This is a genomic window from Flavobacterium sp., from assembly GCF_049318325.1.
In the GTDB taxonomy this organism is placed as follows: domain Bacteria; phylum Bacteroidota; class Bacteroidia; order Flavobacteriales; family Flavobacteriaceae; genus Flavobacterium.
Map to the genome: position 1 here is coordinate 1 of NZ_JBMOGQ010000181.1, position 3,866 is coordinate 3,866.

A 3,866-nucleotide genomic window follows, 5' to 3' on the forward strand; every position below is an offset into this window, starting at 1 on the left:
TAAGTTTTCTTGCTTTTTCCAAATCTTCGGGAGTGTCAATACCAATACTTCCTTGATCGGTTTCAACCATTTTAATGCGTTTCCCAAATTCCAAATAGCGAAGTTGTTCCAGTTTTTCGGAGGCCTCGAGCGATTTCATAGGCAAACGATAAAAGTCTAATAGCGCTTGCTTACGGAAAGCATAAATTCCGATGTGTTTCATATAGCGAACTCCGGCATTAATATCTCTTGGATACGGAATTACAGAACGTGAAAAGTACAAAGCAAATCCGTTTTGGTCAGTTACGACTTTTACATTATTCGGGTTTTCAATTTCTGTAGTATCCGTAATCTGAAACATTAATGAAGCCAAATCCACTTTTTTATCAAAGTCATTTCTAAAAACATCTAGCAATTCAGCTAATGGTTTTGTGTTAATGAATGGCTCATCGCCTTGTACATTTACAACAATATCAACATCGAGATTCTCGACAGCTTCGGCAATTCGGTCACTACCACTTTCATGTACTGCGATACTCATAATGGCTTTACCACCATTAGTAATGATTTCATCATAAATAAAAATCGAATCGGTAACAACAAATACATCATCAAATAAACCTGTATTTGTAGCAGCTTCATAGGTCCTTTGAATTACGGTTTTTCCACCTAAATCCTGCATTAGTTTAGCAGGAAAACGTGTAGAAGCATAACGGGCTGGAATAACGGCGATGATTTTCATTTTGAGTTATTAGATTTCAGAGTGGCTAAGGTACAAAGTCTTTTTAATTTTTAATCTTCAAAATTTTCGTCTTTAAAACCAATCAGGTAAAGCTTGTCTTTTGCACGTGTAACTGCCGTATACAGCCAACGTACATAATCTACATCAATACCGTTGGGCAAATATGGTTGCTCAATAAAAACAGTATTCCACTGTCCACCTTGAGATTTGTGACACGTAATGGCATAGGAGAATTTTACCTGTAAAGCATTGAAATATTCGTTGTTTTTTACTTTCAGAAACTTTCTATATTGCGGTTCTCCTTCATAATCTTTAATAACTTCCTGATACAAACGATTGCTTTCATCAAATGTTAATGATGGTGATTCGCTAGTAATGGTGTCTAATAATAATATGGTTTCAAATGGTTTTTGATCGGGATAATCCACCATTCTAATTTTGACTTTGGCAAATTTGAAATCATATAATTCCTTAAAACTAAAAATCTCCAAAACTTCAACGATATCGCCATTGGCAATAAATCCGGCTTCGTCAGTTTCCTTTAACCAAAAATAATTGTTTTTTACGACCATCAAATAATCACCAACAGAAAGCTCACTTTCTTTGTTTAGAATTCTGGTTCGTATTTGTTGATTGTATTGATTCGCTCTTTTGTTAGAACGCACAATAAAACAAGTGTCTTCTATACTATAATTACTATAAGCACTTTGTATCGCATCCTGAATATCAAAACCATCAGTCAATCTTACAATATCTTTGAAGCCTTTTAAATCAAACTCAAACGTATCTACAAAATGACTTTTGAGCAATTCTCTCAATTGGGTTGCATTATATAAAATTCCAGATTTCTCATCCTGCCGCATGACTTCATCCAACTCAATCGAAAAAATTTCCTTGTTATAATTCATTGCCAATTTTTCTGTATCCAATGCTGGACAGACATCCATTTGTACCGGAGGTAATTGAGCTGTATCTCCAAGTAAAATCATTTTGCAATTATCCCCATTATAGACATACGAAATCAAATCATCGAGCAGTGAACCGTTTTCATAAAGTTTTGCTTCGGTATTTACATCCGAAATCATAGAGGATTCATCTACTATAAATATGGTGTTTTTATGTTTGTTAGTTTGCATCGTAAACGAAACACCGCCAGATTTTCCTTTCTTCGGAAAATAGATTTTCTTGTGAATCGTAAACGCAGGTTTATTTGAGTAATTCGCAATGACTTTAGCAGCACGACCGGTTGGAGCCAGCAAAATATATTTCTTATTTATAGTACCAAGATTATTAACTATGGTAGAAATCAACGTTGTTTTTCCGGTTCCGGCATAGCCTTTCAAAACAAATATTTCGTTGGTATTAGAATTGGTTAAAAAATCGGCAATTTTCTGAAAAAAAATATCCTGTTTTACTGTCGGTTGAAACCGAAACTGTTTTTGTAACACACTGTAAAACTGGCTGGAAGTCATTTTGATTGATACTGGAAATTGGATTTCAAATATAGTGATAAAGAAGAAAGAAGAAAGATAATAGATGATAGAGTTTAAAATTTTGAAGATACTACTTCAAATGCAACAGGAATTAATTATCAATTATCAATTATCAATTGTCAATTGTTTTGTAAGTTTGCCATTCACACTAAATCAAAAAACTAAGTTGCAAAGCAGTAGTGTTATCGATAAAATGTACCAAAAACTGGCAATTCAGGTTTCGCTGAATGGTTTGTCTTTTGCTACGTTTGATACACTGACAAATAAAGTTACCAACTTACAAAAAGTTGTTTTGGGCAAAGTGAATCTCACTACCAAGACAGAAGATTTGTTTGCAGAAGCGTTTCAAAATAATCCCGAACTCAAAGCTGGTTATGACGAAGTTGTAGTTATTCACAGTAATAATCTTTCGACTTTTGTGCCAACAGCTTTATTTGATGAAGACTATTTAGGTAGTTATCTGCAATTTAATACCAAGGTTTTTGAAACCGATTTCTTTGCTTATGATGAATTAGTTAATTACGAAATGAATAATGTGTACATCCCGTATGTTAACTTAAATAATTATTTCATTGACCAATATGGCACTTTTGATTACAAACACGCGAATACTGTTTTGGTAAAAAAATTATTGGATATTTCCAAAAACAATGAAGAATCGAAAATGTTTGTACATGTGAGCGATACTCATTTTGAAATTGTAGTTATCCAAAATCAAAAATTACAACTTTATAATACTTTTGAATATAAGACTCCAGAAGATTTTATCTATTATATAGTATTCACTGCCGAGCAATTGCATCTAAATCCAGAGAGTTTTAAATTAGAATTATTAGGCAAAATTATAGAAGATGATCCGCATTATAAAATTGCCTTTAAATATGTGCGAAACACCAATTTGTTTGATGTGAGTTTTATGCAAAGTAATTTAACCGATAACGAAAAGCGAGAGCATTTTATATTGTTACACTCATGAGAATCATCTCGGGAAAATATAAAGGCAGAAGAATAGCACCTCCCAAAAATCTTCCTGTTCGCCCCACGACTGACATGAGCAAAGAAGCGTTATTCAACGTTTTGAATAATCATTTTAATTTTTCGGAACTGAAAGTTTTGGAGCTTTTCGCCGGCACCGGCAGTATTAGTTATGAGTTTGGCTCACGAGGTTGCTCCCCTATTATTTGTGTTGATGGTGATATGGGTTGCATAAACTTCATTAAAAAAACTGCAAAAGAATTCGAGTTTGATATTACTACTATAAAAAGTGATGTCTTTAAATTTCTGGAAAAACACAGTGGTAACTATAATATTATTTTTGCTGATCCCCCTTATGGAATGAGCCAGAAGGAATTCGAGAAAATAGTTGAACTTATTTTTGACAGAGCATTATTGGATGAAGAAGGCATGTTAGTTGTTGAACATTCGAAATACACCAAATTGAACCAAATGCCTAATTATTCTTTCCAAAAAAATTATGGTGGTTCAGTGTTTACTTTTTTTGAATATGAATCAAATGACAATTCTGAGGAAGATTAAAAACTTTGTCACTTTGCAACTCAAAAAAAAGCAGACCTGTAAGCCGGATTCTGTATTCACCGATGTGGTGAACCCTTATCATTTATCTAGACCAACAATTACTCATTGATTCAAGC

General features: G+C 33.4%; 4 protein-coding genes. 2 read left to right on the forward strand and 2 right to left on the reverse strand.

All coding sequences use genetic code 11. The annotated features are described in order from the left end of the window. Window positions 1-721: 3-deoxy-manno-octulosonate cytidylyltransferase (kdsB, locus tag ACOYLP_RS11320; protein WP_422856279.1), on the reverse strand; the 721-nt coding region annotated here is incomplete at its 3' end. Between the two features lie 50 nt (window positions 722-771). Beyond that, entirely contained in the window at window positions 772-2,193 is a 1,422-nt protein-coding gene (locus ACOYLP_RS11325) for an ATP-dependent DNA helicase (RefSeq protein ID WP_422856280.1), read from the reverse strand. Window positions 2,194-2,275: 82 nt separating this feature from the next. Here ACOYLP_RS11325 and ACOYLP_RS11330 point away from each other — a divergent pair, with 82 nt between their 5' ends. Together ACOYLP_RS11330 and rsmD are read left to right on the forward strand one after the other, a co-directional pair. Continuing rightward, complete coding sequence (locus tag ACOYLP_RS11330) at window positions 2,276-3,190, forward strand: DUF3822 family protein (RefSeq protein WP_422856281.1); 915 nt, start codon at window positions 2,276-2,278, stop codon at window positions 3,188-3,190. After that, window positions 3,187-3,750, forward strand: a complete 564-nt coding sequence (rsmD, locus tag ACOYLP_RS11335) for a 16S rRNA (guanine(966)-N(2))-methyltransferase RsmD (protein ID WP_422856282.1) — start codon at window positions 3,187-3,189, stop codon at window positions 3,748-3,750. Before ACOYLP_RS11330 ends, rsmD begins: the two co-directional genes overlap by 4 nt. Window positions 3,751-3,866 lie beyond the last annotated feature (116 nt).

Bases quoted from the DNA above. Each gene is read 5' to 3' on its own strand.
- rsmD (WP_422856282.1), top strand. From the start codon at position 3,187: ATGAGAATCATCTCGGGAAAATATAAAGGCAGAAGAATAGCACCTCCC.
- ACOYLP_RS11325 (WP_422856280.1), bottom strand. From the start codon at position 2,193: ATGACTTCCAGCCAGTTTTACAGTGTGTTACAAAAACAGTTTCGGTTT.